We start from the raw sequence: 24,128 nt of genomic DNA, 5'->3' as shown, positions 1-24,128 counted from the left end.
CTTTAGCTAGGGAGAGCTCGACGGCCATCCGTTTGAACTCCTCGTCGTACTGTCTTCTGCTGGTTTTCATGGTTCACTAAGTTAGATCACACTTAACTTAATGTCCAGTCAAATGTAGCAGGTCCAGTTATAGCCACTGACGCTGATATATCATCGTTAGACCCCCCCAACGCCTTCTGCCAAATTAGGTTGCCACTCTCGCTAATTTTCAATACCCAGAAGTCATGTAGTCCAAAGAAAGTATTTCCATAAGCTGGAGGCACAGTACCATGATATCCTGTTACATCTCCGTCGCCTGAACTGGTATAGCCTGCTACAACAAACTTACCATCCGATGTCCTAGCGACGGATATTGCCCGGTCATCATATGAACCGCCATAAGTTTTCTGCCAAAGCATATTCCCGTATGCGTCCAGCTTAATTATCCAACAATCAAAACCGTTATGAGTCGATGTTACATCACCATCTTTAGAGGCTGTATAGCCCGCGATTACATAACCTCCTTCTGGTAGAGAGATTACAGATTTTGCTAAATCATTACTTGAGCCACCAAATGTCTTCTCCCAGATCAAATTTCCATCAGAATCCAGTTTTATGATCCATACATCATACAAGCCGAGCCCAGCGTTACCCTCACTTCTTACCCAGCCTGCTACCACGTAGTTTCCACTACTATCTACTGTTATTGTTTGGGTGTGATACTCCGAATTAGAATTTATATTAAATGTCTTTTCCCACATCTTTGAGCCGTTGGCATCTATTTTGAATACCCAGGGTGATTTCTTCCCTTCTCGAATAGCAACGGCTGCGACTACGCAACCACCTTGGTCAATCGTTGCCACACTCAGAGCATCATGATCGCTGTATAAGTCGTTAGGAAACAAAGCGTAGCTTCTAGACCATACTCTATTCCCTTGTTTGTTAATTTTAGATACCCAAGCAGCACTAGCCACATTTCTGACCAATTCATCTCTGGTCATATCTCCGTTAGTTGATGAAGTATTGCCAACGATAATGTATGTAGAGTCTGGAAGAGCCGCCATACTTCTAACATAATCAAAAGAACTTCCTCCTAAGCTAACTTGCCATTTTAACGTAGGGGCAGGCAGAGTAAAGGATTGAGCTTGACTCGTAATGCTATTAGCTAACAACGGGGGGGAAGAATATATACAGAGAGTGATTATAGAATAAATTACTAATATGGGAGCGAGCTTGTACGGAAAGAAGGATAGGATAGTTAAACAAGTACATCGTACATCGTTGTCAGTTTTATATGACGTAGGCATATAAAGGTAAGTCAATGAAAAGCTTGGCAAAAAGCTATATCTCATTGGTAGTGGGAAGCGAAATAATAATAAAACGTTTCAAGAAAATATAGAATGAAACAAGTCTCGAACAGAATAAGAACGGCTTGAATGATGATTAAACCATCAACTCAAAGGCACATTACTAGTGAAATCACCTTTTACACATAGATGGAGGATAAGTGCATTGATATATTATTTTCTGAAGTCAAACGATTGAGAGGCCGATGTTCCTGTTATTACTAGGAATCTGCCGAGCTTATCGTCGCCTGAAATCAGAAGCGATTGTCTTGTCGACCAAAATCAACCAAACAAAAAACCTTTTGGGTAAGACGTGTAGTTTGCTATAAGTAACATATTGAACGTGTTTTGCGATACACAAAAACAATTATTTTCATGGGTTGAGAAATTAATATTTACTAACATATTGATAAACAGAAAATTTTATCCTTGGGTATTGTCAAAGCTGCGATGACTAAGAAAGAGCTACTACGCTGCTCTGTCTGCTAAGATATTCTGTGCAAACACCTTCTGCATTTGTTTCATTAATGACTGAACGTAAGCTAAACCTGATCTGTGCCCGGCTGCTTCGGTAGCCGGGCTTTTTTATGGGCCAGGTTGTAATCTGGGCTGAACGCATGTATGTTTGATAAACCATTTCATTCCCAAACCGCCCCGACTGTACTATGTCCAATTATCGGTTCAAAGCCCTTGAAATTGCTCAGAGCCGCCAGGCCGTGGCTGTTGCCGCCCCGACCGAGCGTGTAGGTGATTTTTTTGGTTCCAATACATTCAACAATGAGGTGATGCGGGCGCTGCTGTCGCCCGAAGCTTATCTGAAAGTTACCGAGGCTATCCAGACCAACGGCGCGATCGACCGGGCCATTGCCGACGAAGTGGCCGGTGCTATGAAATCGTGGGCAACGTCGAAAGGGGCTACGCACTACACCCACTGGTTTCAGCCCCTGACGGGCGAAACGGCCGAAAAGCACGATGCTTTCTTTGACATAACCGCCGATGGCAAGGCGATGGAGAAGTTCAAAGGCAGTGCGCTGGTGCAGCAGGAGCCCGACGCGTCGTCGTTTCCGAGTGGTGGCCTGCGTAATACGTTCGAAGCACGGGGCTATACCGGCTGGGACCCCAGCTCCCCGGCTTTTCTGATGGATAATGGCGCGGGTGGTAAAACGCTTTGTATTCCGTCGGTATTCATCGCTTATACGGGTGAGGCCCTCGATTACAAAACCCCGCTGCTCAAATCACTGAACGCGCTGGATAAAGCGGCTACTGCCGTTTGCCAGTATTTTGACCGGAGCATTACCAAGGTGACCCCAACGCTGGGACCGGAACAGGAATACTTCGTTGTAGACCGTGCCCTTTTCTACGCGCGCCCTGATTTGGTGTTGGCCGGTCGTACCGTTTTTGGCCATCAGCCCGCCCGGGGGCAGCAGCTCGACGACCATTATTTCGGCTCGATCCCGCCCCGGATCAACGCCTTTATGGTCGACTTTGAATTCGAGTCCATGAAGCTGGGCATGCCTGTCCGGACGCGGCATAACGAGGTAGCGCCCGGTCAGTTCGAGGTGGCACCCACGTTTGAGGAAGTCAACCTGGCCGTCGACCATAATGCGCTGCTGATGGATCTGATGGAGAAAATTGCCGAGAAGCATAACCTGAAGGTCCTGTTCCACGAAAAGCCGTTTGCCGGCATCAACGGGTCAGGTAAGCACAACAACTGGTCGATGGGCACCAATACCGGCGTGAACCTGCTGTCACCCACCACCAAGCCGAAAGAAAACCTCCGCTTTCTAACGTTTCTGGTCAATGTGGTGAAAGCCGTGCACGACAACGCCGACCTTTTGCGGGCTAGTATTGCATCGGCCGGTAACGAGTATCGCCTGGGCGCTAACGAGGCCCCCCCGGCTATCGTCTCTATTTTTCTGGGCGAAACGCTGACCCGGGCACTGGAAGACCTTGAAACCAAAAACGAAATTTCACTCAACAAAGGCGATAACGTATACTACAAACTGGGCCTGAACCGGATTCCGAGCCTGATGCGCGACAACACCGACCGTAACCGTACCTCGCCTTTTGCCTTTACCGGCAACAAATTCGAGTTTAGGGCGGTAGGCAGCTCGGCCAACTCAGCCTCGACTATGACGGTGCTGAACGCTATAGTGGCCGATCAGCTCAACCAGTTCAGAACCGAACTCGACGGCCGACTGGCGCGGGGAGAGAAGAAAGAGCTGGCCATTGTCGATATCCTGAAAGAGTACTACGCTAATTCTAAACGGATTCTGTTTGAAGGCAACGGGTATTCTGATGAGTGGGTAGCCGAAGCCGCCCGGCGGGGCCTGTCGAATATTAAATCATCGCCCGACGCGCTGGCCGTCTACGTTCAGCCCGAGTCGCTGGCGCTGTTTGAGCGTACGGGCGTGCTAAGTCATGCGGAAGTTGAATCGAGGTACGAGATTGAACTGGAGAAATACATAAAGACAGTTCAGATCGAGTCGCGGGTAATGGGCGATTTGGCTATGAACCACGTTGTGTCGACGGTTCTAAAATATCAGAATAAACTGGCCGAAACCGCACGCCATCTGGTGGAGCTGGGTATGACCGCCGAAGCCGAGCCCATCAAGGACATACTGCGCGAATTATCGGCGCGGGTCATCGTGATCAAGAAGGGAGTAGAGGCAATGATCGAAAGCCGTAAGAAAGCCAACAATATAACCGACACCGTTGAACGCGCCCGGCTATACGGCACCGAGGTGAAAGATTATTTCGACCTTATCCGGTACGAAGTTGACAAGCTTGAGCAGGTCGTCGATGACGAAGACTGGCCCCTGGTGAAGTACCGGGAGCTTTTATTCGTCAAATAAAACAACGTACGGGGTGGCGTAACAAGGTTTTTCCGACTTCAGCCCCACAAGTCTGAAGTCGGAAAAACCTTGTTACGGTGCGAAAGACAGAGGATAACTACGATTTGTGCTCGGTGGTCTCTTGGCAGGCCTGCGTTCCGGGAGTGGCTACGGCGTTTCGTTCTTAACCGGGTTGGCCTGGGTGCTTTCCAGATTTTCTACCTCGCTGAAGGCGTGGTGCATTTGCGTCCGGTCAAAGGCGCGTTCGTGGTTGGCAAGCCAGATTGTAGCTACCCCGTTGCCAATAAAATTGGTCAGGCTGCGGGCTTCGGACATAAACCGGTCTACGCCCAGCAGCAGGGCCAGCCCTTCTACCGGAATAACCTGAATGGCGGTCAGGGTACTGGCCAGCACAACAAATCCACTGCCGGTAACGCCGGCCGCCCCTTTCGAGGTCACCATCAGGATACCGATTATGGTTACCATCTGGTTTAGGGTTAGTTCAATGCCGAATACCTGCGCCAGAAAAATCGTTGCCATAGACAGGTAAATTGTCGTCCCATCGAGGTTGAACGAATAACCGGCTGGCACCACCAGCCCCACTACGGACTTAGCACAGCCCATGCGCTCGAGCTTCTCCATTAGTGAGGGCAAAGCGGCTTCTGACGAGGAAGTGCCGAGAACAATAAGTAACTCCTGGCGAACATACCGGAGGTAATCGAGCAGGTTGACGCGGGCGGTGCGTAGAATGAACCAAAGCACTCCGAATATAAACAGCGCCATGGTCGTATAAACGGTCAGCATTAGTTTGCCGAGGGGCAGGAGCGTAGCCAGTCCGTATTTACCGATCGTGTAGGCCATCCCCCCGAACGCGCCGATGGGGGCTAGCTTCATGACCATATGGAGGGCTCTGAAGATGTATTTGGATAAGCGATTCATACCGGCAACGATGGCATCCCGACCCGAATATCGACTTAGCACGACCCCCGTCAGTATGGCCAGTACCAGCACCTGCAGGGTAACGTTGTCCAGGAAAAACTGCCACCAGCTGAACGCACCGGCGCTTTTTGTGTATTTGCTGATGTCTCCGCCCGCCACGGCCGAGGTCATAACCCCATCGCCCGGCCGGATGATATTGGCTACCAGCACTCCGATCAGGAGCGCTACGGTGGTAACGACTTCGAAATACAGCAGCGCTTTGGCGCCTACTTTTCCCACCTTCTTAAGGTCGCCCATGCTGACAATACCAAGCGTGATGGTCAGGAAAATAATCGGGCTGATGAAGAGCTTGACGGTACTGATAAACAACCCACTCAGGAACTCGCTCAACGTAGCGCCCAGGGATAGCTCCTGTCCCATAAATCGTCCTTTAATAGGGGCGTCGAGTACCGGCAGGAGGGCGATGTCGGGCCGAAAATGGCCAAGCAGAATACCGGCCGTAATAGCCGTCAGTACCCAAAAGGTGAGGTTGGTCAGAAGCTTCATCGGCAATGAGTGAATTAACGATTGAGCGAATTAGCGAATGTTTGCCACATAAACCACTTGTTGAGCTCACTAAATCGCTAATTCACTCGTTCACTCATTCACTCATTAATTCAGGGTGGCGTCAACATTGATGGTTGTGTTGAACAGTTTGGAGATAGGGCAGTTCTTCTCGGCATGCTCGACCAGTTCGTTAAACTTCTCGTTTTCAAGGCCCGGAACGCTGGCCGTGAGTTTCAGGTTTGAGCTGCTGATCCCGCCATCCTCCAGGGTAATAGTGCATTGCACGTCGAGCGAGTCAGCGGCAAAACCTGCCTGTTGAATATTGAAGGCCAGCTGCATGGCAAAACAGCCCGCATGAGCAGCGGCCACCAGTTCTTCCGGATTGGTGCCCACGCCATCGGCGAAGCGGGTGTTGAACGAGTACTGGGTTTGGTTCAGTACCGTACTGGCGGTGCTGAGCGTACCTTTTCCATCTTTGCCGGTGCCGGTCCAATGGGCAGTGGCATTACGTTTGATCTGCATTTGGTAGTGTGTTTGGGTTACAGGCTAAATAACTCGCTAAGGACGATGGTGTTTTTTGTCGGGTTTGTTTTTACGGAAAATACCTGACCAATCAGCGTCTCACAATTTTAACTCCAATATTGCGTCCGTACCCCATACCCATCGCCAGTTTGATCCAGCACATGGCCAGCTGCTCCAGCAAACCAACGGCATCGGTCCCGCCCAGATCATAGCAATTAGCAAAACCAATGTCGATGGCCAGCTGTCGGGCCGTGGCTTTGGCAGCGTCGCTGTTGCCGGCCATGAACATATCGATGCCCTCACCCCCGTAAACCGGGTTAAGCATATTTTCATAACCTGTCGTGTTGAAACACTTGACGACATCGGTAGTGGCGGTATGGGCTAGTATGGCCTCGGTAGTGGTAGTAAAGCCGGCGAGACCCGTACCGCGACCCGTATTCATGGCATCGATGATGACTTTACCACTGGTATCGCCGAGGTCGTTCACCACCTCCAGGGTTTTAGCCGCCGGGGTTGCCAATACGATGACTTCGCTCTGCTGAACGGCCATTGGGATACTCATGAAGCGATCCTGCCCAATCTGATTAGCCAGATTGATCGATTTGTCGGAGAGCGGAAACTGGGCCCCGATCAGCACCGTGTGACCGACCTGAACGAAGCGCTGGGCGAGGGCACCGCCAACATGACCGGCGCCGATAATTGCAATTCGCATATAGGGAACGATAAAGAGAAGAAAACAGAATTAACGGGGAGAGCGGCCAGCTACTATTATTCTCCCAGCGCGGCAACGATAGCCCGGGCTGTTTCGGCCCCGCTGAAGTTTTGCTGACCGGTAATCAGGTTACCATCCCGGATGGCGAATCCACGCCATAAACCCGCCTGTACGTAGTTGGCGCCAATTTTCTTCAACTCGTCTTCTATGCGCCACGGCATCAGGTGGGTGCCCCGTGGAAGAAGGCCATACGCCCAGACCGCCTGATCGGCGTAATCTTCTTCCACGTTGGCAAAGCCCGTTACGGTTTTGCCGGTAGCCAGGTAGGCGCCATTGCTGAGTTTGGCGTAGCGCAACACCGCCACCCCGTGGCAGAGTGCCGCTGTTACCTTACCGCTTTCATAAAACGCAACAAACTTCTGATGCAGGTCGGTAGCGGTTTCAAAGGAGAACATGGGCGCCTGCCCACCCGCCACCACGAGAGCATCAAAATCGGCTACGTTCAGGTCGCTAACGGGCCGGGTCGAATCGATTAATGCCCGCAGTTTGGGGGTGTGCATAAATCCCTGCGAAATGAGATCCCCAGCCGAGTAGCCACTTGGGTCGTTGGGGTCGCTCATCGCATCAGCCTGGCAGGGACCGCCATTTGGGCTGAATACCTCTACGGTGTAGCCTTTCTCCGTAAATTCGTGGTAGGGGTGGGCTAGTTCGCTCCACCAGAAGCCAACTGGCCAGCCGGTGGTGGTTGATACGGCCGGATTGGCAATGACGATGGCAACGCGCTTCGGGCGTTCAGCATGGACGCGGTTGGGGTCTTTTAAGCTCATGACAGAGGATCTGGTTGCTGGTTCGGTAAAAAACGTGCCACAAATGTGCTGGCTAACAGGAGTATTATCCAGTTAGGTACTTTTTAGTGCCATACTCTCTTTTAGGAGAGTGACTAACTAAGCCGAAACAACACCGGGCCTCACGAGCAGCGCGGTAATCGGATGACAGGCAGTAGTGCGGAGTTGATGGATGCAGGTGAACTGACATATTAAAGTAGCCAGGATCATTTACCGGCGTACATTCGGCACCGAATCCGCTGGTGTCCTAGCCCGTAATTGACCCGGCAGCATTCAGCTTTTTAAGTAAATACTGTTGATACTCAAATTAGTACCGATATGCCCGACTTTGTTGACGACGGCCGAGTGTATTACAATCCGGTCGAATACGCCATGCACCAGATTGGCGGAACCTGGAAAATGCCGATTTTGTGGCGGCTCAGCAAAAAAGCAGTGCTGCGGTATGGTGATCTGAAAAAATACCTGCCTCATATCTCCCACAAGATGCTGACCACGCAACTGCGGGAGTTGGAGACGCATGGTTTCGTAACAAGGACGGTATACCCGGTTGTGCCGCCCAAGGTGGAGTATCGGCTTACCGAAAAAGGCCAGCGCGCTATTCCGGTTATCGACACCATTCGTCAGTACGGTATGGGCCTCATGCGTGAGGCCGGGATCGACCCAGACCAAGTGTTTCAAAAACCCGAGCATTAACCGAATTCTTATGATTCAGATCGACGCTCTTCTGCGCGACCTCACACGCTTACCCCATCGGGGCGCGGCTACTCATTACGAAACCGAAGCGGCCCGCCTGTTACAGGAGCAGCTAACGGAGATGGGGGCCAGCGTCCGCACCGAAGCGTTTCAGACACCCCGCACGTATGTTACGGTTGTATACTGGATCATTGGCGGTATCCTGACCGGGCTGGCGCTGGTACCGGTAACCGGGGTAGCGGTAGGTCTGGTCTGGTATTTTGTATGGATGGCCTGGCGGTATTTCAACTGGCGCTACTCGTTTATTACCCGCTTCCCAGGGCAGCTTACAGCACGTAATGTAATAGGTCACTGGCCCGCCCAGACCGACCCGGCCGATACAAAAAAAGTGATTTTGATGGCCCATTACGATACCGCGCCTGTTTCCCTGCTCTACGGCCCTAAACAGCAGGCCGGTTTCCGAACGTCGCTGATCGTCTCGCTGGGGCTGATGGTCATAGCCGCCATGCTGGCAACCGCCGAGGCAATGGGTACCGGGCTACCTTATGTTACCTACCTTCGCTACGCACTCATGGCTTATTTTGTCATACAGGCCGGGGTTGGTACGGCGGGGTACTGGCTGAAGGGATATACCAACGGAGCCAGCGATAACGCAACGGGCGTGGCTGCGGCCCTCGTCACCGCCGAACAGCTTCGGCAGCAGCACCTGCCCAATCTGGCTATTGAAGTCGTTCTGACCAGTGCCGAAGAAGCCGGCATGATTGGCGCCTATCACTACGTGGAGGCTCACAAACGTACGTGGAACCGGAAGCAGACGCTGGCCATCAATTTTGATACGCTGGGGGCCGGGCAGTTAACCGTCGTGGAGCAGACGGGAACCATAGAGGTTATCCGGTACGACAACCCGGCTACAGAACGAGCCCGCGAGCTGATCAACACCGATGCCTTTCGGGAGCGGGTGCAGATGGGCGAGTGGCATACCGCCGACTTCGACAGCGTCTGGTTCGTCAGAAACCGGATACCGGTCGTGGCGCTGTGTGCGCTGGACCCGTCGGGACAAATGCCTCGCATTCATCAACCCGAAGATACCATAGAGGCTGTCGATCTGAAGTCCGTTTACCAGGCAATCGATTTTGCGCAAGCGCTCGTCACGGGTTGGGCCACTGAAACCGTACCGTTGCCAGCCTGATCCATTCTCCCGCTCAGACCAGTGGCTGGTTTATTGACGGCCGGGCGGCTTCTGCCACCGTCGATTCATCCATTACTCACTATTAAGTTTTACTTTTGCCGCATGGCTAACTACAAGAACGAAGGGTACGACCCCGAAGAAATCAGTGCGCTGAAAGAGGAGTGCCAACAGGAAGGCAAATCGTTTATTTACGTTGAAGACGACGATCTGGACGTGCTGGAATCCGGCGAATGTGTTCATATTCAGTTTCCTGGTCAATATCAGGCCCAGGAGGTGATTTATGATGCACTGGTCTACACCCTGCGGCTGCACCATAGCAGTCTGGTGTACGAAATGGCCGTAGAGCAGGTGCGGAAGACCTATCCGGAATACGTACCACCCGAAGATCGGAGTGCTGGCTACACGATCTCGCCCGAGATGGAGGAGGAGGCCGAAACGGCGCTGACCGAAATCATCGAAGAAATCGAAGAAACCGAAACGGTGAAAGTTCAGGAACATGTAGAGATTGATACCGAGACGGATTATGGTATTGCGCTGGACGTTTGTCTGAACGTAGAAGAAATCACCGACGAGGTTATCGAAGAGTTCGTACGGAACTACAAAGCCAACGCCCTGCATCTGGACAACACCCTGTACTCCTTTACGAGCGAGGGCGAAGAATAACCTGACGGACAGGTATCGGTTCGCCGTTTTCAGACCCGCTGACCAGAGCGAACCGATACCTGCCCACCGAACCCCACATACTCATGGCCTTTTCCGGTACCGCTACCTACGTTGCCACCCGCGAGTTGAGCATGGCGGTCAACGCGGCTGTTCAGCTTCAGAAGCCATTGCTCATCAAAGGCGAACCGGGAACGGGCAAAACCCTGCTGGCCTATGAGATTGCGCAGTCGTTGGGTAAGCCGCTGTATACCTGGCACGTTAAGTCGACCACCTCGGCCCAGCAGGGGCTGTATGAGTACGATGCGGTATCGCGGTTGCGCGATTCACAGTTTGGCGACGGATCGGACCGGGTAGGGGATCTCGCCCATTACATCCGAAAAGGAAAGCTCTGGCAGGCTTTCGAGTCGGAGGAGCAGGCGGTACTGCTGATTGACGAAATCGACAAGGCCGATATTGAGTTTCCCAACGATCTGCTGCTGGAACTGGACCGCATGGAGTTTTACTGCTACGAGCTGCAGCAGACCATCAAAGCCCGGCACCGGCCTATCGTTATCATCACCTCCAACAACGAGAAAGAACTGCCCGATGCGTTTCTGCGCCGGTGTTTTTTCCACTTTATCCGGTTTCCAAACCGCGAAACGATGGAGCAGATTGTGGGGGTTCATTATCCCGACCTGCCTCAGGAGCTGATGACCAAAGCAATGTCGGTATTCTACAGCATTCGGGATGTGAGAGCGCTCAAAAAGAAACCATCGACCAGTGAGCTGATCGACTGGATACGGCTGCTGCTGGTGGCGGGCGTTACCCACGACGATCTGAACGATCTCGACGCCCTGAACGAACTGCCCCCGTATCTGGGAGCCCTGCTGAAAAACGAACAGGATACCGATCTGATGACCGCCCTTCGCCGAAAAGGGGGCCGGCCTTATTGATCCGGGAACCGATTTGTATGCCGGTAGCGACCGAAAAACCAGTGCGCCCACCAGCTCGTTACGGGAGCCTATTCAAGACAACCGCATGTTTCTGGACTTCTTTCTACTCCTTCGTCGTCACGCACTGCCGGTAACCCTGCCGGAGTACCTGACGCTTTTGTCGGTGATGCGGAGCCAGGTGGGTGGTACATCGATCGAAGAGTTTTACTACCTGAGCAAAACCACCCTGGTTAAGCACGAACAGCACCTCGACCTGTTCGACCGGCTTTTTGGCGAGTATGTAACGGCTAAGCCATCGGCCCCGGCTGCCAGCCTACCTCCGTTACTGCCCGACTGGCTGCGCGACGGTCTGAACAGTCAGCTAACTGACGCCGACCGGCAGGCGCTCGAAATGGCGGGGGGCATCGATGCACTCTGGAAGCAGCTGCGCGAGCTGATGGACCAGCCCGGCGAGTCCAGTACGTTCTGGACACAACCCGGACAGAGCGGAGTAGGGGGCGATGAGAACAGGGGCCTGCCGGGAAACGGCGCTCCCCAATCGCCCGATCAGAAGAATTCATCGGGAGGTAACCGAACCGCGCCCAAGGTATGGGAACAGCGCGCATACAGGAACCTCGACGACCAGATCGAGTTGAACACCCGGAACCTGAAAATGGCGCTTCGTCGGCTGCGCATTCTGACCCGCGAGGGCCTGGACGATGAACTGGATATTGACGGCACCATTAGCGGGACGAGCCGCAACGGCGGGTATCTGGACATACGGATGCAGCCCTCGCGCAAAAACCAGGTTAAAGTGCTGATGTTATTCGATGTGGGCGGATCGATGGACGAGCACATCGACCTGTGTTCGCAGCTTTTTTCGGCCGCCCGTTACCAGTTCAAACACCTGGAGTTTCTGTATTTTCACAACTGCGTGTACGAAACGCTCTGGAAAGATAACCAGCGCCGTCGTGAGCGGGTGCCGACCTGGGAGGTACTTCATACATTTAACCGGCAGTACAAAGTGATTTTTGTAGGCGATGCGTCCATGGCCCCCTATGAACTAACCACCCCCAGGGGTAGCGTGGAGCATTATAACGAAGAAGCCGGTATTGTCTGGCTCGATCGGTTCAAGGCTCAATATCCGCATCTGGTCTGGCTCAACCCCAATCTGGCCGCCTACTGGAAGTACAGCCATAGTACGGCCCTGATTCGGGAGTGGTCGGGCAACCGAATGTTTCCGCTTTCGCTCAACGGGCTCGAACAGGCCATGAAAAGCCTGAAAAATCCTAAGATTACGTTTACTGATTAACTACATTCATGCAACAACCCGATTCGCTGAATCAGGTGGCCGAGTTCCACCGTACTTTTCATGCCCCCGTTTTAGAAACCCCCCAGATTCCGTCGCCCGCCCGCTGCCAGCTGCGGGTGTCGCTGCTGGCCGAAGAACTCGATGAACTCAGGGAAGCGATCGATGCCAACGACATCGTGGCGGTAGCCGATGCACTCTGCGATTTGCAGTATGTGCTGTCGGGAGCGGTGCTGGAGTTTGGGCTGGGTCATTCGTTCAAAGCCTTGTTCGACGAAGTACAACGATCGAACATGAGCAAAGCCTGCCTGACTGTAGAAGAGGCCGAAGCCACCGTGGCTCAGTACACCGCCAAGGGAGTTGCCTGCCACTACGTGGAGTCTGACGGTAAATTTCTGGTCTATCGCGACGCCGACCACAAGACGCTCAAAAGTGTCAATTATTCACCCGCCGATCTGTTGTCAATCGTTAACGCGCACTAAGTCTGGCAGGCGTCTCCTGCCGGATTAGGGTAAGACCGCACGATGTTTTATGGAAAACTACACCTTTACTGCCGTTGACCGGTTTCTGCGATACGTCCGGATCGACACCCAGTCGGACCCGCAATCGACAACCAACCCCAGTACCGAAAAACAGAAGGACCTAAGCCGGTTGCTGGTTCAGGAGCTGCTGGAAATGGGCGTTACCGATGCCGAGATGGATGAATGGGGCTACGTATACGCGACCATCCCGGCTACTACCGACAAAGCAAACGTGCCGACGATCTGCTTCTGCTCGCACGTCGATACGTCGCCTGATGTGACGGGGGCTGGTGTGAAGCCGATTATCCACGAACGCTGGAACGGTGACGACATTAGCTTACCCGACCGGGTAAACCCAGCCGATCCGGCGCAGGTTATTCAGGTTGCCGATCACCCGGATCTCCTGAATCAGATCGGGAACGATATCATTACCGCCAGCGGCACGACGCTGCTGGGGGCCGATAACAAAGCGGGCGTGGCCGAGATCATGGATGCCGCCCACTACCTGCTTACCCACCCCGGGGTCAAACACGGTCGAATCCGGCTGCTGTTCACGCCCGACGAAGAAGTGGGACGGGGCACCGAAAAAGTAGACATTCAAAAACTGGACGCTGATTTTGGTTATACCATCGATGGTGAGAGCCTGGGTACGCTCGAAGATGAGACCTTCTCGGCCGATGCGGTCCGGATTCAGATTCAGGGCGTCAGTACGCACCCCGGCTTTGCGAAGGGCAAACTCGAAAACGCCCTGAAGATTGCGGCCGACCTGCTGGCCAGCCTGCCCAAAGAAGCCCTGTCGCCCGAAACGACCGACGAGAAGGACGGGTTTGTTCACCCCACCCGGCTGGAGGGTAACCAGGATCAGGCGGTGCTGGAGTTTATTATCCGCGACTTTACCGAAGCCGGTCTGCACGAGAAGGAAACGTACCTGCAAAACCAGCTCAACGATGTGCTGGTTAGTTATCCCGGCTCCAAAGCCGATTTTGTCGTCAAGCAGCAATACCGGAATATGAAAGAAGTGCTGGATCTGCACCCGGCGGTTGTCGATAATGCGCTCGAAGCTATCCGCCGGGCGGGCTTATCGGCCAGGCGCCGAAGCATCCGGGGCGGTACGGATGGCTCGCGACTATCATTCATGGGGCTGCCCTGTCCGAACATCTTCGCTGGTGAACATGCGTTTCATTCGCGGCAGGAGTGGGTATCGGTTCAGGATATGCAGAAGGCGGTAGAGGTGATTGTCAACGTAGCCCGGGTTTGGGAGGAACGGGCCTGATTTGTGCATACATACTTAAGCAGGGCAAGCTATCGGGTAGGAATAAACAACTGCCGGGATAGCTTGCCCCGTTTGTTAATAGTAGTGCCGCTACCGCAAAAACTGTTGCCGAACTACGGACTACGGGTTCATAAACCCGCCTGACGCGTCTCAAATTATAACCTGACGCGTCTCAAATTATTCCTGAGTCGATACGGAGCCTGTCGCCAGCCACCTTTGAGCCATCGTTCAGCGCAGTATGTCGGTCAACGTCGACCCCCCAACCGCTGAGCCCCAAGCTCATGGCACGCTATCTCTATCTCATCGTTCTGGCCGTTCTATCCGTACCGGCCGTTGCCCAAACTTTAACGGGTGTCATTCGGGATTCGAATGCCCAGCCGGCTTCCTTTGCCGCCCTGAAACTCATGCGCACTGCCGATTCCAGCTTTGCCGGGGGCACGGTGGCCGACGAACAGGGACTGTACGTGTTTAAAAACGTAGCCGACGGCAGCTACCGTATTCAGGCGTCGCTGGTTGGTATGAACACCGTAACGAGCCGGATCATACAGGTGCAGACCGGACAGCCGACAGCGGTAGACACGCTTACGTTTCGGCCGCTCAGCCAGACCCTGACAACCGTGACGGTGCGTGCTCAGAAACCGTATATCGAACAGCAGACCGACAAAACGGTACTCAACGTAGCGGCTGACGCTACGGCTCAGGGGAAAACGGCTTATGAGTTACTGCAACAGGCCCCCGGGGTTGTGATCGATCCGAACGACAACGTCAGAATGGCGGGTAAGCAGGGGGCTACCGTCTTCATTGATGGAAAACCAACGAACCTATCGGCCACAGATCTGGCTAACCTGCTCAAGTCAACGCCCGCGTCGACCATCGAAAAAATTGAGTTGATCACCAATCCGTCGGCGCGGTACGATGCGCAGGGTGGGGCCGGTATCATCAATATCAAATTTCGGCGCGACAAAAGCCTGGGACTGAATGGGAATGCGTCGGGTGGCTACGGGCAAAGCGACCACCACCGGGCCAACGCAGCCGTCGATCTGAACTACCGGACCAAACGGCTGAACCTGTTCGGAAACCTCTCGGGGACCGACAACTTTCAGATCACGAATGTTCGACTGGATCGGACGGCGGGGGGGCTCCAGTTTCGGCAGCGTGGGTACGACTCGGACGGAACCCGGGCGCTTGTCTATAAAACCGGTGCCGATTACTTTATCGGTAGTCGTCATACCCTGGGGCTGATTATTTCGGGCAATACGGCATCGAACCGGTTCGGTACCTACACGACAACCGATATACTTAGCAACCAGAGCCGCCCGGATTCCAGCGTGGCCAACCAGGTCAACAACCCGAGCCGGTTTAGCCGGGTCAATGGTGCCTTCAATTACCGCTATACCGACACGCTGGGCCTGGTCGTCAATCTGGACGCCGACCTGACCCGCTTCAGTAACGTATCGCCCAGTACCATCATCAGCGATTATGTGAACGCCAATCGGGAGCCGCTGTTTCGTCGGCAAAACCGGTTCGATGCCAGTACCGGTATTACGATTGTTACGCTGAAAGCAGATCTGGAAAAAGAATGGAAAGCCCAGCGCCTGAAACTGGAAACCGGCGTCAAACATACCGACGTAGCCACGGATAACGAACTGTTGGTCTTCTCGGGACCGGAGAATACGCCTGATATCAACCGCACGAATCGCTTTACTTATCGCGAGATCGTCAGCGCGGTGTACACATCGCTGAACCGGTCGTTCGGCAAGAAATGGGCGGTACAGACGGGTCTGCGCGCTGAACACGCCACGGTGCGGGGGCGGTCTACGGATTTACGCTCGTCGGGCAGCCTGGAGCGACCCGATACCACCTACCTGAATCTGTTTCCGACGGCTTTTGTGCAGTACCAGGCGACGGAGAAAAGCCTCTTTTCGGTCAATTACGGCCGACGGATTGGTCGACCCAACTACCAGGATCTGAATCCGTTTATCTACCAGCTGGACCCCTATACCAGCCAGCGCGGTAATCCATACCTCCGTCCGTCCTACACGCATAATGCCGAACTGAGTTACACGTATAAGTGGGCGACGACGGTAAAAATCGCTTACAGCCAGACTAACGATTTCGCGACGGATGTGATTCGCCAGGAGGGCATCACGGGTTATCAGACCGTTGCCAACGTGGGCCGGACAGATGCGCTGAACGTCTCGTTTAGTACCCCGCTACCCATAACCAAGTGGTGGAATGGGTACGTCTATGCCGGGGCTACCTGGAATCGCTTTCGGGGCAACCTGTCGGTCAGCGAACCGTTTGACCAGCGCGCCTTTGCCTTTGATGGCTACATGCAGCACGCATTCACGCTATCGCCGGTCTGGTCAACCCAGGTGTCAGGTTTCTGGAGCGCACCCACCACGCAGACGGTATACCGGATTGGAGGACTCGGAGCAATTAACCTAAGCGTTCAGAAAAAAGTCTGGGCAGGCCGGGGTAAGCTCACCCTTAGCGTCGACGACGTGCTGAACACCATGCGCTGGAAACAATCGGCCAATTTCAGCCTCGACCCGGCCAGTCCCCAGCAGTTTGTGATCGACAGGAAGTGGGAAAGTCGGCGGGTAAGTCTCCGGTTCGCCTACCGTTTCGGGAGTAACGACATCAAATCGGCCCGTGAGCGCGAAACCGGCACCGATGCCAGCCGCATCAAAACGAAGGGCAACCTGTAGAGACGCGACCCTCGCGTCTCACCGCCCGGCGACCCGGCCCTCGCGTCTTACACACTGGCCCCAATTCTATCCCCGCCAATTGCATCATGTCAAACGTTAAAAAGTTAATCCCATGAAGACAATTGCCCTGTTCGTTATGCTAAGCCTGTTGGGCGGTATAACCCGGTCTCAGCCGGTATCTACAGTGACGTTCATGCTTAAAAACAATGGCCTGGTGCCTCGGGAGTTCAGATTTCTGGAAAGGCACCCGGCCAGTGAATACCCCAATGTATTCACTGCTTACCTGCTGCCCGGCCAGTCGTATACCGTCCGGCTGAAGGTAGGGACCTCCCTGGCGCTGGTCACCCAGACCGAAATCAACGCCACCATGCAGGGGCAAGTCGTTCCGGGTAAACCGCTGCTGGTGGTCCAGCCCGACGATGCTGGCAAGACGATCAACCTGATTCAAAAACGTTAATCCTCTAAAAACCATGAAAACGCTGCTGCTGATTATGGCCTGTTGCCTCGCTAATCAACCCCTTTCTGCTCAACAGCCGTCGGCACTCCCCCCGGCAACCGAATCGGTCGAACGGGTTTCGTTTGTCCTTAAAAACACACTGGGCTATCACCGCATGTTTCGGGTCGAAGGGCCGGGCATTGCCTACGGGTTCACTATGAACCGGCGTGAATCCATACCTTGTAACTGGCCTATTGGTGCAAAGCTGTATTTCAGCGCCGACGGCGAAACGACCAACGGGCAGATTCTGACCGTCACTGCTGCCGACGCTGGCCGGACCCTGACTACCGACGCCCCACTCTCCGACCATCGGCCCCGGCTGTCTGATCGCTCCCGGCGCACCGAATCGGACCGGCTGATGAGCGTCCGGCTTCGAAACAATCGGCTAATGTTCAGTCGCGTGGCTATCATTACGTACCGACCCGACGAATCGGGTAATGGCACCCGTATTGTTCAACTGGCTCCGTATGGGTCGGCTCGGCTGGAACTGCCCGCTGGCACCCGCGTCTACATAGCCGACGATCGCCAGGTCGACACCGTGATGAGTGGTCGCCGAATTGACAAGGAAACGCCTTTTTTGATCGTGAGATCGACCGATAGTGGCCGAACATTCGACATTTTTGAGTAATTAAGCCTGCCGATAACCAGTCATTATTTATTTCTCCGATGCAGTTCGATTTTAACGCTTACTCAACCCCCTTGCTGTTTGGGTTTGTCCAGGGCTGGGTGTACGCTATCCTGCTGTGGATACGGGGCCGACGCGAGGAGCGCCTGTCCGATATTCTGCTGGGCTGGGTACTGATCGGATGCAGCCTCAACATCTGGGAATATATGCTCGGCTTCGGCGGCATTGAGGTGCTATGGCGTGAGCTGGAGTTTTTTCCCCGTACACTGGGCTATCTGTTTCCCGTCTTGTGTTATTTTTATCTGAAGAGTCAGACAAATGCCGAGTTTCGGTTTAGCCGCCGGGATATCTGGCATGCCGTTCCCTTTCTGCTCTTCGTCGTCTATCATGTCAGCGTATTTGCCATGGGCCCCGCGTTCGTGAGCGAATGGCAGAAGACAGTGCATTACCCGTATTACGTGGAAACGGCAGAGTTTGTCATTGGTATTGGCATCGACATTCTATATCTCTACTGGGCGCTGCAACTGTACCGGCAGTACCAGTCCTGGATCAGGAATCAGTTTTCTGAAATCGATACGATCAGTTTCCGGTGGTTCCGTAACTTCATGATCGCAATGGCCGTCACGTCGCTGTTTGGTCTGATCATGACCCTGATAAGCCTGGCGTTCAATCTGAATTTCTGGCAGGACTGGTGGGATGAGCTGGCTGGTGTCGCGCTGATCTACTACGTGAGCATAGAAGGTTACGCCCAGGTGCAGGTGGCTCGCCGGCTCACGTTTCGGAACGAACCCGTACCGGTACAAGCCCCCGATGCGGTTCTGGTAGCCGCCGATACCATGCCGATGGTGGTATCGACACCCGCTTCGGAAGCGCCTGACACGACAGAGGCCCGAACGGCACCGTTACTGCCCCCCGACTTGTCTGAGCGCCTGACCAACCTGCTGAACTATATGGCGACCGAGAAGCCCTACCTCGACCCCGACCTGTCGCTGGCTGATCTGGCTCGTCGGCTGCATACGAACCCCGTCTTACTCTCGCAGGTAATTAACACGGGGACGGGGAAAAACTTCAATGATTTTATCAACGAATACCGCGTTGACGAGTTTAAGCGGCAGGTTCATGACCCGGCAACTATGCACCTAAGCTTTCTCGGACTCGCTCTCAACTGCGGATTTAACTCGAAAGCCACCTTTAACCGGGCGTTCCGGAAGTTTACGGGCACCTCACCGGGCGAGTTTCTAAACGAACTGAAAAAGGCAGCCTAGCCAGCCCCGGGGCTGGCCTGCGCCGATATGGCCGTTGACGATGATTGGAAAACAATCTACTAAATTGGTAGGTTGATTTAAGGTATCAAACTCAACGCGCATGGAATCTCAAGTTGAACTCGACGGACCAGTCGGAACCACTGCAGGGTCGCCTTACGACGTAACGCACGACGTAGCGGGGCTCAAGGCGCTCATGGTCAATGTCTATTTTATTGGTGAGCCGGGTCAGGGCAACCCCTGGGTACTTGTCGACGCTGGTTTGCCGGGTTATACGGGCCAAATTAAAAAGAAAGCCGAGCGCTTATTCGGTGCTGGCACCCAGCCAGAAGCGATCGTGCTTACGCACGGGCACTTCGATCATACGGGTTCGCTAAAAAGTTTGCTGAAGATGTGGAAGGTGCCGGTGTACGCGCACAAACTTGAACTGCCCTATCTGACGGGGAGGTCGAGCTATCCACCACCCGATCCGGCCATTGGTGGGGGCTTTATGTCCTACAGTTCATTTATTTTTCCGATCGGTCCCGATAATTTTGGTGATCGGGTTAGCGCTATTCCCGACAATGGCCTGATTCCGGAGCTACCCGGCTGGCGGGTCATTCATACACCCGGCCACGCGCCCGGTCATATCTCGCTCTTCCGCGACAGTGATCGCACGCTCATCGTGGGCGACGCTTTCGTGACTACCAATCAGAACTCGGCTGTTGCGGTGGCGCAACAGAAAAAGGAAATTCATGGCCCGCCAGCCTATTTCACCTGCGACTGGGAAGCGGCCCGGCAGTCGGTGCAGAAACTGGTGGCGCTGAATCCACGGGCGGTGGGTACGGGACATGGCGTTGCTGTGAGTGGCCTCGATCTGGAGCTGGGCCTTAGCCGTCTGTCTCATAGTTTCGACGAGTTGTCGATCCCATCGGAAGGCCGGTATGTACGCCAGGCCGCGGTGACTGATGAAGAGGGCATCCGTGATATGCCCGCGCCAACGTCCTATACCGTGGCCAAAGCCATCGGCTGGGGTATGCTGGCCGGTATTCTCCTGATCGCCTTGTGGCCGAGCGATTCATCCGACGATTGATATTAATTGCCCGGCCTTCGGGCCGATTTCTCGTCCCCCGGCCTTTAGGCCGGGGCTAACCATTGGTGGAACACACCAGGGTTTTACATTGAGCCAAGTACATGACTAGCCCCGGCCCTTAGGCCGGGGTTGTTTGTATTTCTCGTTCCCCCGGCCTGAAGGCCTGCGAAATCAATTTCAGCCGGGATTTCGATGGGCAGGCCTGGCGGGGTAAGGCCTAGGATCCGGGATAGAATGTTTAGTTTTGCGGATTAGCATACGCAGAAATGTCCCAGAAGAAACCTAAATTTTATGTAGTCTGGCAGGGCCGGAAACCCGGTGTATATGACAGCTGGGACGAGGCCAAAGTGCAGACAGACGGATTCGCCAAACCGTTATTCAAATCGTTCGACAGCAAAGCTGCTGCTCTTAAGGCCTTTGGTGATAAACCTCACAAACATATAGGGCAAGGCCCTAAACCCGTTGGAAAACAGGGAAAACTGGATGGGCTCGTGGGGTTGCCTATTCAGGACAGCCTGGTTGTCGATGCCGCCTGGAACACGGCCACCGGCGATATGGAATATCAGGGCATCTACCTGGCTACGCGCCAGAAGCTGTTTTTGAAAGGCCCTTACCCTGATGGAACCAACAATATTGGTGAGTTTCTGGCCATTGTACATGCTCTCGCGCTGTTGCACCAGAAAGGCAGCAACATACCGGTTTATTCTGATTCCAGAACGGCCATCGGCTGGGTGAACAAGAAAAAAGCCAATACCAAGCTGGAAGAAACGACGCGTAACGCCGAACTATTCGATCTGATCGACCGGGCCGAGACCTGGCTGCAGACCCATCGGTACGCCAATCCGGTATTAAAGTGGGAAACAACCGTCTGGGGAGAAAACCCGGCGGATTTCGGCCGAAAATAATGTTCGCCTTTAAGCAGTTCACTATCCATCAGGAGCGGGCGGCTATGAAAGTCTGCACCGATGCCTGCGTGCTGGGCGCTTACGCGGATGTCGGCACGGCAAACACCCGGGTGCTGGATATAGGCACCGGCACCGGCCTGCTGGCCCTCATGGCCGCCCAGCGTAATCCGGCCGCCAGGGTCGATGCGGTAGAAATCGACAATAATGCCTTCGGTCAGGCTAGCGATAACATCAAAGCCAGTCCCTTTGCTGACCGGGTTCGTGTATGGCATGACCGCATCCAGCATTTTTCACCATCGTCGGGACCGTATGACCGTATACTGACCAATCCGCCCTTTTACACCAATCACCTACGATCGCCCGATACGGCTGTGAACCGGGCCCTGCATACCGACGACCTGCCCTTCCAGGAGCTGGTGACGGCTGTTGCCCGACTACTAAAGCCGGCCGGGCAGTGGTGGGTGCTGCTGCCTCCGTATGAGATGAGTTTGATCCGTGCCATAGCGCAGGAAGCAGGGCTGGGAGTTTTCCGGCAGCTTCAGCTCCGGCATCGGGCCGACAAACCCGTTTTTCGGCTGATCAGCGGTTTCTCGTTTGGTGCAACGAACCCTGACGAGGAGTTGTTAACGATATATGATCCGGACAACCTGACCTACACCCCCGCGTTCCGGACGTTGCTCCGCGATTTTTATCTGATATTCTGAAAACTCTGCGACCTTTGCACCGTCGCTGCGCGCCTGGCGTTTAGATACCTCCATGACTGAATTGCTTCAACTGACCGTTCTGATTCCACTCTATAATGAAGAAGAGTCGCTGCCCGAACTGCACGACTGGATTGTTCGGGTCGTCAACGAACACACTTACTCGTATGAAATTCTGTTTGTCGATGATGGAAGCACCGATGAGTCGTGGGCGGTGATTGAGCGACTTTCGGCGCAGAATCCGGCCGTACGTGGCATTCGGTTCAACCGAAATTACGGCAAAACGATGGCCCTCCAGACGGGCTTTCAGGCCGCTCGGGGCCGGGTCGTCATAACCATGGATGCCGATTTGCAGGATAGCCCTGATGAAATACCGGAACTCTATCGAATGATTGTTGAGGATCGGTACGATCTGGTATCGGGCTGGAAACAGAAGCGGTACGACCCCCTTACTAAAACGCTGCCCACCAAACTCTTCAACGCCGTCTCGCGCTGGATCTCGGGGGTTCAGCTGCACGATTTTAACTGTGGCCTGAAAGCCTATCGACAGAAGGTTGTCAAAACCATTGCACCCGCCCTGTACGGCGACATGCACCGGAACCTGCCCATCGTGGCCAACTGGAACGGATTTTCGAAGATAGGCGAGAAAGTGGTTCAGCACCGGGCGCGCAAATACGGTACGACCAAATTTGGACTCGAGCGGTTCGTCAACGGCTTCCTCGACGTGCTGGTCATCGGGTTTGTACACCGGTTCAGCAAACGGCCTATGCACTTCTTCGGCACGCTGGGAACCTTGTCGTTTTTCATTGGTAGTGTGCTGGCCGTCTGGATCATAGCCGAAAAGCTGATCAACATAGCGCAGGGCGTCAAGTTCCGTAATGCTACGGACAACCCGCTTTTCTATTTTGGTCTGGTTGCCATCATACTTGGGGTTCAGCTCTTTCTGGCTGGGTTTCTGGGGGAGATGCTGGTGAGGCAGGGCCTGAATAAAAGCGGTGAACTGCTCGTTGCCGAACGGGTTGGGTTTGATGGGTAGTCAAAAACAAGACGTTTACACCCCGCAGTTCCGCCCTGACTCTTTGCTGTATTTCAGGCCCGTTTGCACAGAAAATCACGACAATTAGGTTTTTAGACGTATTTTTGCTCCCATAGACATCATTCCGCCCGCTGCTGGTCAGGCTTTGCCACCAATAGCGGGCGGAATGTTTGTTTGGGCCAATTGATGAACTCGATTTATTCTTATTTTTTCTCGAAATTGTATGCAAGCTTTTCTAGAGCCGACACAACTTGATCCGATGGCAAAAACCCCTTCCAAAGCACACCCCTGGCATGGCATCTCGCCGGGCGAAAATGCCCCCCACGTCATTACGGCCTTCATTGAGATAGTACCCACCGATACCGTGAAGTATGAGATCGATAAAGAGTCAGGCTATCTGAAAATTGACCGGCCGCAGCAGTATTCCAACATCATTCCGGCGCTGTACGGGTTCGTTCCCAGAACGTTCTGCGGAGAGCGGATCGCCAAACTGGCTTCGGAGCGGTCGGGCCATATCATCAGCGAAGGCGATGGTGACCCGCTGGACATCTGCGTATTGACCGAGCGCGAAATCACCCACGGTGATATTCTGTTGCAGGCTATTCCGATTGGGGGGTTCCGGCTGATCGACAAAGGAGAAGCTGATGATAAAATCATTGCTGTTCTGAAAGGCGATGCGATGTACGGTCAGTACAAAGACCTGAGCGAACTGCCCGAAGCCGTGGTGAAACGCCTTCGTCACTACTTCCTGACCTATAAGAACCTGCCGGGCGAGCCTGCCGTCATGGAACTGGCCAACATTTACGGCCGCGACGAAGCGCTGGAGGTCATCCAGACGTCTATGGACGACTATGCCGAGATGCCTTCGTAAGCATAAGCAGCAGCACACGTCGATTTTAAATCCAGAGGAGCCGGGGGATCAAATCCCTTTGGTTCCTTTTTTTGTTTAAAGCCCGGCTCAACCATTTATCCGATAATTGTCGCACTTGACATTTTTTCGGGTTTAGTCGCCGAATGTGTCAGTATTTTTGTTCTATA

22 protein-coding genes are annotated in these 24,128 nt (G+C 53.9%); 17 read left to right on the top strand and 5 right to left on the bottom strand.

What is annotated here, in order from left to right:
- Nucleotides 1-92: 92 nt before the first annotated feature.
- Nucleotides 93-1,043, bottom strand: coding sequence for a hypothetical protein (locus FBR45_RS17935; protein ID WP_138504757.1), 951 nt, complete (start codon nt 1,041-1,043; stop codon nt 93-95).
- Nucleotides 1,044-1,990: 947 nt separating this feature from the next.
- Here FBR45_RS17935 and FBR45_RS17930 point away from each other — a divergent pair.
- Nucleotides 1,991-4,180, top strand: a complete 2,190-nt coding sequence (locus FBR45_RS17930) for a glutamine synthetase III family protein (RefSeq protein WP_138504755.1) — start codon at nt 1,991-1,993, stop codon at nt 4,178-4,180.
- Nucleotides 4,181-4,327: 147 nt separating this feature from the next.
- Here the strand turns inward: FBR45_RS17930 and FBR45_RS17925 are convergent, their stop codons facing one another.
- The 4 genes from FBR45_RS17925 to FBR45_RS17910 form a co-directional block, all read right to left on the bottom strand.
- A complete protein-coding gene (locus tag FBR45_RS17925) occupies nt 4,328-5,644 on the bottom strand; it encodes a cation:dicarboxylate symporter family transporter (protein ID WP_138504753.1) in 1,317 nt (438 codons plus the stop codon).
- Between the two features lie 105 nt (nt 5,645-5,749).
- Entirely contained in the window at nt 5,750-6,166 is a 417-nt protein-coding gene (locus FBR45_RS17920) for an OsmC family protein (protein ID WP_138504751.1), read from the bottom strand.
- A 91-nt stretch (nt 6,167-6,257) separates the two neighbouring features.
- Nucleotides 6,258-6,878, bottom strand: a complete 621-nt coding sequence (locus tag FBR45_RS17915; RefSeq protein ID WP_138504749.1) for an NADPH-dependent F420 reductase — start codon at nt 6,876-6,878, stop codon at nt 6,258-6,260.
- Nucleotides 6,879-6,934: 56 nt separating this feature from the next.
- Nucleotides 6,935-7,705, bottom strand: a complete 771-nt coding sequence (locus FBR45_RS17910) for a type 1 glutamine amidotransferase domain-containing protein (RefSeq protein ID WP_138504747.1) — start codon at nt 7,703-7,705, stop codon at nt 6,935-6,937.
- A gap of 336 nt (nt 7,706-8,041) precedes the next feature.
- On the opposite strand from FBR45_RS17910, the gene FBR45_RS17905 reads away from it, so the two are divergent.
- The 16 genes from FBR45_RS17905 to FBR45_RS17830 all read left to right on the top strand — a co-directional run bounded on the left by FBR45_RS17905 (nt 8,042) and on the right by FBR45_RS17830 (nt 23,961).
- Nucleotides 8,042-8,416 (top strand): winged helix-turn-helix transcriptional regulator, encoded by a 375-nt coding sequence (locus FBR45_RS17905; protein WP_138504745.1) that lies wholly within the window; start codon nt 8,042-8,044, stop codon nt 8,414-8,416.
- 10 nt (nt 8,417-8,426) lie between these two features.
- Entirely contained in the window at nt 8,427-9,605 is a 1,179-nt protein-coding gene (locus tag FBR45_RS17900) for a M28 family metallopeptidase (RefSeq protein ID WP_138504743.1), read from the top strand.
- 102 nt (nt 9,606-9,707) lie between these two features.
- Nucleotides 9,708-10,268 carry a hypothetical protein gene (locus tag FBR45_RS17895; RefSeq protein ID WP_138504741.1) on the top strand — a complete coding sequence of 187 codons (561 nt, stop codon included), beginning with the start codon at nt 9,708-9,710 and terminating at the stop codon, nt 10,266-10,268.
- Nucleotides 10,269-10,351: 83 nt separating this feature from the next.
- Nucleotides 10,352-11,200 carry an AAA family ATPase gene (locus FBR45_RS17890; protein WP_138504739.1) on the top strand — a complete coding sequence of 283 codons (849 nt, stop codon included), beginning with the start codon at nt 10,352-10,354 and terminating at the stop codon, nt 11,198-11,200.
- Nucleotides 11,201-11,285: 85 nt separating this feature from the next.
- The gene (locus FBR45_RS17885; RefSeq protein WP_138504737.1) at nt 11,286-12,491 is read left to right on the top strand and encodes a vWA domain-containing protein; all 1,206 of its coding nucleotides are present in this window, start codon (nt 11,286-11,288) and stop codon (nt 12,489-12,491) included.
- An 8-nt stretch (nt 12,492-12,499) separates the two neighbouring features.
- Nucleotides 12,500-12,970 carry a pyrophosphohydrolase domain-containing protein gene (locus FBR45_RS17880; RefSeq protein ID WP_138504735.1) on the top strand — a complete coding sequence of 157 codons (471 nt, stop codon included), beginning with the start codon at nt 12,500-12,502 and terminating at the stop codon, nt 12,968-12,970.
- Nucleotides 12,971-13,019: 49 nt separating this feature from the next.
- The gene (gene pepT / locus FBR45_RS17875) at nt 13,020-14,282 is read left to right on the top strand and encodes a peptidase T (protein ID WP_138504733.1); all 1,263 of its coding nucleotides are present in this window, start codon (nt 13,020-13,022) and stop codon (nt 14,280-14,282) included.
- A 281-nt stretch (nt 14,283-14,563) separates the two neighbouring features.
- Complete coding sequence (locus FBR45_RS17870) at nt 14,564-16,993, top strand: TonB-dependent receptor domain-containing protein (protein WP_138504731.1); 2,430 nt, start codon at nt 14,564-14,566, stop codon at nt 16,991-16,993.
- A 112-nt stretch (nt 16,994-17,105) separates the two neighbouring features.
- Nucleotides 17,106-17,450 (top strand): hypothetical protein, encoded by a 345-nt coding sequence (locus FBR45_RS17865; protein ID WP_138504729.1) that lies wholly within the window; start codon nt 17,106-17,108, stop codon nt 17,448-17,450.
- A gap of 13 nt (nt 17,451-17,463) precedes the next feature.
- Nucleotides 17,464-18,117, top strand: coding sequence for a hypothetical protein (locus FBR45_RS17860; RefSeq protein ID WP_138504727.1), 654 nt, complete (start codon nt 17,464-17,466; stop codon nt 18,115-18,117).
- A gap of 38 nt (nt 18,118-18,155) precedes the next feature.
- Entirely contained in the window at nt 18,156-19,379 is a 1,224-nt protein-coding gene (locus FBR45_RS17855; RefSeq protein ID WP_138504724.1) for a helix-turn-helix domain-containing protein, read from the top strand.
- A gap of 100 nt (nt 19,380-19,479) precedes the next feature.
- The gene (locus tag FBR45_RS17850; RefSeq protein WP_138504723.1) at nt 19,480-20,448 is read left to right on the top strand and encodes an MBL fold metallo-hydrolase; all 969 of its coding nucleotides are present in this window, start codon (nt 19,480-19,482) and stop codon (nt 20,446-20,448) included.
- Nucleotides 20,449-20,714: 266 nt separating this feature from the next.
- On the top strand, nt 20,715-21,353 hold the full coding sequence (locus FBR45_RS17845) for a ribonuclease H1 domain-containing protein (protein WP_138504722.1): 639 nt from the start codon (nt 20,715-20,717) through the stop codon (nt 21,351-21,353).
- Complete coding sequence (locus tag FBR45_RS17840) at nt 21,353-22,057, top strand: tRNA1(Val) (adenine(37)-N6)-methyltransferase (RefSeq protein WP_138504721.1); 705 nt, start codon at nt 21,353-21,355, stop codon at nt 22,055-22,057. The genes FBR45_RS17845 and FBR45_RS17840 overlap by 1 nt, the downstream gene beginning before the upstream one ends.
- A gap of 52 nt (nt 22,058-22,109) precedes the next feature.
- On the top strand, nt 22,110-23,090 hold the full coding sequence (locus FBR45_RS17835; RefSeq protein WP_138504720.1) for a glycosyltransferase family 2 protein: 981 nt from the start codon (nt 22,110-22,112) through the stop codon (nt 23,088-23,090).
- Nucleotides 23,091-23,313: 223 nt separating this feature from the next.
- On the top strand, nt 23,314-23,961 hold the full coding sequence (locus tag FBR45_RS17830) for an inorganic pyrophosphatase (protein WP_170315650.1): 648 nt from the start codon (nt 23,314-23,316) through the stop codon (nt 23,959-23,961).
- The last annotated feature ends 167 nt before the right edge of the window (nt 23,962-24,128 follow it).

Source organism: Spirosoma lacussanchae, assembly GCF_005870035.1.
GTDB classification, from domain to species: Bacteria; Bacteroidota; Bacteroidia; order Cytophagales; family Spirosomataceae; genus Spirosoma; species Spirosoma lacussanchae.
Note: the sequence above shows the minus strand (reverse complement) of the source record. Positions and strands in the feature narration are given on the sequence as shown.

Coding starts and splice junctions, on each gene's coding strand:
- FBR45_RS17935 (WP_138504757.1), bottom strand. CDS start 1,043: ATGGCGGCTCTTCCAGACTCTACATACATTATCGTTGGCAATACTTCA.
- FBR45_RS17930 (WP_138504755.1), top strand. CDS start 1,991: ATGTCCAATTATCGGTTCAAAGCCCTTGAAATTGCTCAGAGCCGCCAG.
- FBR45_RS17925 (WP_138504753.1), bottom strand. CDS start 5,644: ATGAAGCTTCTGACCAACCTCACCTTTTGGGTACTGACGGCTATTACG.
- FBR45_RS17920 (WP_138504751.1), bottom strand. CDS start 6,166: ATGCAGATCAAACGTAATGCCACTGCCCATTGGACCGGCACCGGCAAA.
- FBR45_RS17915 (WP_138504749.1), bottom strand. CDS start 6,878: ATGCGAATTGCAATTATCGGCGCCGGTCATGTTGGCGGTGCCCTCGCC.
- FBR45_RS17910 (WP_138504747.1), bottom strand. CDS start 7,705: ATGAGCTTAAAAGACCCCAACCGCGTCCATGCTGAACGCCCGAAGCGC.
- FBR45_RS17905 (WP_138504745.1), top strand. CDS start 8,042: ATGCCCGACTTTGTTGACGACGGCCGAGTGTATTACAATCCGGTCGAA.
- FBR45_RS17900 (WP_138504743.1), top strand. CDS start 8,427: ATGATTCAGATCGACGCTCTTCTGCGCGACCTCACACGCTTACCCCAT.
- FBR45_RS17895 (WP_138504741.1), top strand. CDS start 9,708: ATGGCTAACTACAAGAACGAAGGGTACGACCCCGAAGAAATCAGTGCG.
- FBR45_RS17890 (WP_138504739.1), top strand. CDS start 10,352: ATGGCCTTTTCCGGTACCGCTACCTACGTTGCCACCCGCGAGTTGAGC.
- FBR45_RS17885 (WP_138504737.1), top strand. CDS start 11,286: ATGTTTCTGGACTTCTTTCTACTCCTTCGTCGTCACGCACTGCCGGTA.
- FBR45_RS17880 (WP_138504735.1), top strand. CDS start 12,500: ATGCAACAACCCGATTCGCTGAATCAGGTGGCCGAGTTCCACCGTACT.
- pepT (WP_138504733.1), top strand. CDS start 13,020: ATGGAAAACTACACCTTTACTGCCGTTGACCGGTTTCTGCGATACGTC.
- FBR45_RS17870 (WP_138504731.1), top strand. CDS start 14,564: ATGGCACGCTATCTCTATCTCATCGTTCTGGCCGTTCTATCCGTACCG.
- FBR45_RS17865 (WP_138504729.1), top strand. CDS start 17,106: ATGAAGACAATTGCCCTGTTCGTTATGCTAAGCCTGTTGGGCGGTATA.
- FBR45_RS17860 (WP_138504727.1), top strand. CDS start 17,464: ATGAAAACGCTGCTGCTGATTATGGCCTGTTGCCTCGCTAATCAACCC.
- FBR45_RS17855 (WP_138504724.1), top strand. CDS start 18,156: ATGCAGTTCGATTTTAACGCTTACTCAACCCCCTTGCTGTTTGGGTTT.
- FBR45_RS17850 (WP_138504723.1), top strand. CDS start 19,480: ATGGAATCTCAAGTTGAACTCGACGGACCAGTCGGAACCACTGCAGGG.
- FBR45_RS17845 (WP_138504722.1), top strand. CDS start 20,715: ATGTCCCAGAAGAAACCTAAATTTTATGTAGTCTGGCAGGGCCGGAAA.
- FBR45_RS17840 (WP_138504721.1), top strand. CDS start 21,353: ATGTTCGCCTTTAAGCAGTTCACTATCCATCAGGAGCGGGCGGCTATG.
- FBR45_RS17835 (WP_138504720.1), top strand. CDS start 22,110: ATGACTGAATTGCTTCAACTGACCGTTCTGATTCCACTCTATAATGAA.
- FBR45_RS17830 (WP_170315650.1), top strand. CDS start 23,314: ATGCAAGCTTTTCTAGAGCCGACACAACTTGATCCGATGGCAAAAACC.